General features: G+C 73.1%; 6 protein-coding genes. 1 reads left to right on the top strand and 5 read right to left on the bottom strand.

All coding sequences use genetic code 11. The annotated features are described in order from the left end of the window. Positions 1-91 precede the first annotated feature (91 nt). From K6I33_RS30575 to K6I33_RS30565, 3 genes are all read right to left on the bottom strand, one after another. Entirely contained in the window at positions 92-538 is a 447-nt protein-coding gene (locus K6I33_RS30575; protein ID WP_229357797.1) for a DUF6114 domain-containing protein, read from the bottom strand. After that, complete coding sequence (locus tag K6I33_RS30570; RefSeq protein ID WP_229357796.1) at positions 525-1,145, bottom strand: DUF6230 family protein; 621 nt, start codon at positions 1,143-1,145, stop codon at positions 525-527. Before K6I33_RS30570 ends, K6I33_RS30575 begins: the two co-directional genes overlap by 14 nt. A gap of 196 nt (positions 1,146-1,341) precedes the next feature. After that, positions 1,342-2,577, bottom strand: a complete 1,236-nt coding sequence (locus K6I33_RS30565; protein ID WP_229357795.1) for a cytochrome P450 — start codon at positions 2,575-2,577, stop codon at positions 1,342-1,344. 295 nt (positions 2,578-2,872) lie between these two features. Between K6I33_RS30565 and K6I33_RS30560 the strand changes: the two genes are divergently transcribed. Next, entirely contained in the window at positions 2,873-4,042 is a 1,170-nt protein-coding gene (locus K6I33_RS30560) for a steroid 3-ketoacyl-CoA thiolase (RefSeq protein WP_229357794.1), read from the top strand. 14 nt (positions 4,043-4,056) lie between these two features. Here the strand turns inward: K6I33_RS30560 and K6I33_RS30555 are convergent, their stop codons facing one another. Beyond that, positions 4,057-4,902, bottom strand: coding sequence for an ECF transporter S component (locus K6I33_RS30555; RefSeq protein ID WP_229357793.1), 846 nt, complete (start codon positions 4,900-4,902; stop codon positions 4,057-4,059). After that, the coding region (locus K6I33_RS30550; protein WP_229357792.1) for an energy-coupling factor ABC transporter ATP-binding protein at positions 4,899-5,769 on the bottom strand (871 nt) is incomplete at its 5' end. The genes K6I33_RS30555 and K6I33_RS30550, both read right to left, overlap by 4 nt.

Here is a 5,769-nt window from a genome sequence, read left to right as displayed (position 1 = left end):
GTGGTGGGTGGGCTGTGCGGGGCGCGCGGGGCCCCGTAGCCGGGGCTTCGCCCCGGACCCCTTGTGGTGCGGGCCGGTGGGCACAACGCGGCTAGGCGGGGGGCTCCGGCTGCCAGGCGAAGATCATCGCGCCGCCCACGATGCCGGTGAGGGTGCCGAAGAGGAATCCGCCGAGGTTGGACATCACCAGCGCGGCCGTCGCGATCAGGACGGTGAGGATCCCGGCGAGGCTCCGGTACTGCGGGGCGAACCACGCGGTCAGACCCATGATGATCATGACGATGCCCATCAGGACCGACGGGATGCCCGCGATGCCCTGCTCCAGCATGATCCTCAGCGGGGCGAGCGGGATGGCGCAGATCTCCGCGCCCGCGACGACGGCCGCCAGGCCGCCCCAGAAGGGGCGCCCCTTGCGCCATCGCCGCCAGGCGGCCCACAGGCGTGCGGGCGATCCGTTGTCCGGTGACCCGGTGCCGGGTGACCCGGTGTCCGGCGACCCGGTGCCGTCCCGGCGCCCCGGCACGTCAGAAGCACTCATCCTTGCCGAGCTTGATCTTCAGGTCGAGGCCGGCGAGCTTGAACCTCCCGGCGTTGGTGGCCCAGGCCACCTGCTTCAGATCGGTCATCTTGACGGACTTGGCCTGCTGGCCGAAGGCGTCCTGCAGGCCCTGCGCCGAGGCGGGGCCCTTGTTGAGGGTCGACGCGTCACGGCCGATCTCGATGTTCTCGAACTCGGCGTCGCCGGACATCTGGGTGGCGTCGATGAAGAGGTCGCTGGCCTCGACGGTCTTCGCGCCCTGGCCGGCGTGGAGCTTGAGGGAGATGTCGCCGATCACCGGCAGGGTGGTGACCACCGACTGGCACAGGTCCTTGAGCTTGGCCTCCTTGACGGCGGTGACGGCCACCGGCAGCAGCTTGCCGCGGACGTTCTTGTCGATACCGCCGTACTGGGCGAAGCCCGTGCCCGTCAGGCTGCTCGCCCCGACCTTGAACTCCTGGCCGGAGACGGCGAACGAGGCGGCCAGCGCCCCGTCGGCGAGCGCGACGGCCAGCGCGGCCGTGGCGGCGAGGCCGGGCACGGCCAGGACGGCGAACCTCCGCCACCTGACGCGTCCCGTCACCTGTCTTCCCTGATCGTCCTTCATACGGCTGCCCCCTGGAAGCCCTTGGCGAGTGCGGTGCGGTGCGTTGGGGGAGGGCGCACAGCGGTGCGCGACCGAAGCGCTCATGCGCCGTCCCTGAAGGTGTACCCGAGAGTAAGTCCGGTCGCTGTAGCTGACAAGGGGTCAGGTATGGACCGATTCCCTTGACCCACAAGGGAGTTGATCTCTCGCCCGTTGCTCACTCGTAGCTGACGCGGAGCTCCTTGATGCCGTTCAGCCACGCCGAGCGCAGCCGGCGCGGCGCCCCGGCGAGCCGGATGCCGGGCAGGGTGTCGGCGACGGCGGCGAAGATCAGGTCGATCTCCAGCGCCGCCAGGGAGCGGCCCAGGCAGAAGTGCGGGCCACCGCCGCCGAAGCCCAGGTGGGGGTTGGGGTCACGGGTGATGTCGAAGGCCTCGGGGGCGTCGAAGACCTCGGGGTCGTGATTGGCGGAGGCGTAGAACAGGCCCACGCGCTGCCCCTCGTGGATCGCCGTGCCGCCCAGCTCGGTGTCGTGCGTCGCCGTGCGCTGGAAGGAGATCACCGGGGTCGCCCAGCGGACGATCTCCTCGGCGGTCGTGGCGGGCCGCTCCCGCCGGTAGAGCTCCCACTGCCCGGGGTGGGTGAGGAAGGCGTGCATGCCGTGGCTGATGGCGTTGCGCGTGGTCTCGTTGCCGGCGACCGCCAGCATCAGCACGAAGAAGCCGAACTCGTCGGAGCCCAGGCTGCCCTCGTCCTCCGCGGCCACCAGCCGGCTGACGATGTCCCGCTCGGGCCGGGCCGTACGGGCGGCGGCGAGGTCCATCGCGTAGGCGATCAGCTCCATCGCGGAGCGGCTGCCGGTCTCCTCGGTGATGGCGAGCTCGGGGTCGTCGTAGGCGATCATCCGGTTGGACCAGTCGAAGATCTTCGCCCGGTCGTGCTGGGGGACGCCGATGAGCTCGGCGATGGCCTGGAGGGGGAGTTCGCAGGCGATGTCGGTGACGAAGTCGCCGCTGCCGTGCTCCCGGGCGGCCACGACGATCCGTCCGGCCCGCTCCCGCAGGGCCGACTCCAGGGCCCGGACCGCCCGGGGGGTGAAGCCGCGCTGGACGATCCGGCGGACGCGGGTGTGCTCGGGCGGGTCCATGTTGAGCATCATCAGCCGCTGGGCGTCGATCCGCTCGCGCCGCATACCGGGGTGGAAGCGGATGACCGAGGTGTTGCGGGCGGAGGAGAAGTCCTCCGGCCGGGTGGACGCCTCCTTGACGTCCGCGTGCCGGGTGACGGCCCAGTAGCCGTCGTCGTCGAAGCCCGCGAGGCCGTGCGGCTGGGGGATCCAGGACACCGGCGCCGACCGCCGCAGCAGGGCGAACTCCGGCAGCGGCACCCTACGGGCGTTGACGTCCGGATCGGTGAAGTCGAAGCCCTCGGGCAGCGCGGGACAGGACGACATGGCCACCACTCCAGTTCGGGGAGCCGCCGGGCCGGTGATCGGGGCCGGGCCGGCGGCGAGCTGCTGAGCCGATGAGCTGATGGACCATCAGAAACCTGTCGTTCGACGGTAGTGACGGGGTCGTGCACCGGCAAGGCGCGCGACGCCATCTGTCGCACGCGCGGGGCGTGCGCGACCCTTGTGCGGCGGGGGTGGCGCTGGAAAGACTGCCGACGGAAGCGGAACTGGAACGCGTACTCGTTTTGCCGGGGGCGCCGGGACGCCCAGCGGACGCGCGAGGAGAGGACAGCCGGACATGGCCGCGGAACCCGTGATCGTCGAAGCCGTACGGACGCCCATCGGCAAGCGCGGGGGCGCGCTCGCCAATCTCCACCCCGCCTATCTCCTGGGCGAGACCTATCGGGAGGTCCTCGCCCGCACGGGCATCCAGCCCGACTGCGTCGAGCAGATCGTCGGCGGCACCGTCACCCACGCCGGGGAGCAGTCGATGAACCCGGCCCGCACCGCCTGGCTCGCCATGGGCCTGCCCTACGAGACCGCCGCCACCACCGTGGACGCCCAGTGCGGCTCGTCCCAGCAGGCCAACCACCTCGTCGCCAACATGATCGCGAGCGGGGTCATCGACATCGGGATCGGCTGCGGCGTCGAGGCCATGTCCCGGGTGCCGCTCGGCAGCGGCTCCAAGCACGGGCCGGGCCGGCCCTTCCCCGACGAGTGGAACGTCGACCTCCCCAACCAGTTCGAGGCCGCCGAGCGCATCGCCCGCAGGCGCGGCCTCACCCGCGACCGCGTCGACGCCCTCGGCCTGCTCACCCAGGAACGGGCCGCCCGCGCCTGGGCGGAGGAGCGCTTCAAGCGCGAGACCTTCGCCGTGCAGGTGCCCACCACGGAGGAGGAGCAGTACGCCGGGCAGGGCATGTGGCGCCTGGTCGACCGCGACGAGGGCCCGCGCGACACCAGCATGGAGGCGCTGGCCGGGCTCAAGCCCGTGATGCCCACGGCCGTCCACACCGCGGGCAACTCCTCGCAGATATCCGACGGCGCGGCGGCGCTGCTCTGGGCCTCCAAGCGGATGGCCCGGGCACTGCGGCTGCGCCCCCGGGCCCGGATCGTCGCCCAGGCGCTCGTCGGCGCCGACCCCCACTTCCACCTGGACGGGCCCGTCGACGCGACCCGGGCCGTGCTGGGCCGGGCGGGGATGTCCTTGCGGGACATCGATCTGGTGGAGATCAACGAGGCCTTCGCCTCGGTGGTGCTCTCATGGGCGGAGGTCTTCGAGCAGGACCTGGAGAAGGTCAACGTCAACGGCGGCGCGATAGCGCTCGGGCACCCGGTCGGGGCGACGGGCGCCCGGCTGATCACGACGGCGCTGCACGAGCTGGAGCGGCGGGACGGCGAGTTCGCGCTGATCACGATGTGCGCGGGCGGGGCGCTGGCGACGGGGACGATCATCCAGCGGCTGTGACGCGTGCGTGAACGTCACGCGTCCTTGAACGTCGCCGGCGCGTCGAAGGCCGCGCGGCGGGTGGCCCGGCGCAGGGCCTTGAGCACGGTCGGGCCGAGCGTGAGCGAGGCGACCACGGTCACCAGGGCCCTGGGCAGGTCCCAGCCCAGGGACGTCGCCAGACAGTAGGCGAGGAAACGGGAGAGGTTCTCCGGCAGTGGATCGCCCGGGACGAAGGAGACACCTGAGACGAGGGAGCCGATGTACGGCCAGCCCTGGAGGTTCATCACCGTCCCGTAGGCGACGGACGCCACCGCCCCGTACCCCGCCAGCATCACCAGCTCGCGCCGCCCCCGCAGCCGGTCCGGCCCCGGCAGCAGCCCCGCGCCCATGGTCACCCACCCCATGGCCAGCATCTGGAACGGCATCCACGGCCCGACCCCGCCCGTGAGCAGGGCGGAGGCGAACATCGACAGGGAACCCAGGACGAAGCCGAAGCCCGGGCCGAGCACCCGCCCGGACAGCACCATCAGGAAGAACATCGGCTCGATGCCGGCCGTCCCCGCGCCCAGCGGCCGCAGCGCGGCCCCGGCCGCCGCGAGGACGCCGAGCATCGCGACGGCCTTGGCGTCCAGCCCGGTGTCGGCGATCGTCGCCATGACCACCGCGAGCAGCAGCGGCAGCAGGGCGGCGAACAGCCAGGGGGCGTCCTGCGAGTGGGCGAGACCGGAGGCGGAGCCGGCGAGCAGCGGCCAGCCGAAGGCGGCGACCCCGATGAGGGAGATGAGCACGAGCGCGGTGACGGACCGCCACCCGAGGCGGATGGCTTGGGCCTGGCGGTCGGCGGCGACGGGGGCAGCGGGGGTACGGGCGCTGGTCACGCCGCCCCCAGGGCGTCGCGGACCTGGGGCACCGTCAGCCACGGCTGGGGCGCGAGGATCTTCGCGACCTGCGGGGCGAAGGCCGGGGAGGAGACCACGACCTCCGCCGTCGGGCCGTCCGCGACGATCTCGCCCTCCGCGAGGATCACCACCCGGTGCGCCAGTTCCGCCGCGAGCTCCACGTCGTGCGTGGCCAGCACGATGGCGTGGCCCTGGCCGGCCAGCCCGCGCAGGATCTCCACCAGCCGGGCCTTGGCCGCGTAGTCCAGGCCGCGCGTCGGCTCGTCCAGGAGCAGCAGCGGCGGTCGCGCCGTGAGCACCACGGCGAGCGCGAGCGCCAGCCGCTGGCCCTCGGACAGATCGCGGGGGTGGGTGCCGTCCGCCACGTCCGGGAGCAGCTCGGACACCAGCGCCCGGCAGGTGCCGGGCTCGGCCCGCGCGTCGTGGTCGGCGGCCGCGCACTCCGCGGCGACCGTGTCCGCGTACAGCAGGTCGCGCGGCTCCTGCGGGACGAGCCCCACGTGCCGCAGCAGTTCGCGCGGGCTCGTGCGGCGCGGCTCCACGCCGCCCACGCGCACGGTGCCCCGGTCGGGGGCGTGGATGCCGACGAGGGTGCGGAGGAGGGTGGACTTGCCCGCGCCGTTGCGGCCCATCAGGGCGACGGTCTCCCCGGCGCGGACGGACAGTTCCACGTCGCGCAGGGCGACGACGCGGTCGTGGTGCACGGAGAGGCCGGTGACGGAGGCGGCGTCCGTTGCCTCGGTGGCCGTCGGCGTCTGCGGGGCCGGTGGGGCGAGCGGGGCCAGGCGTTCCCGCAGGGGCGCGGCCTTGCGCCGGGCGTCGCGCACGGACAGCGGCGGCGGGGAC

Source organism: Streptomyces sp. UNOB3_S3, from assembly GCF_020740895.1.
Lineage (GTDB): Bacteria > Actinomycetota > Actinomycetes > Streptomycetales > Streptomycetaceae > Streptomyces.
Note: the sequence above shows the minus strand (reverse complement) of the source record. Positions and strands in the feature narration are given on the sequence as shown.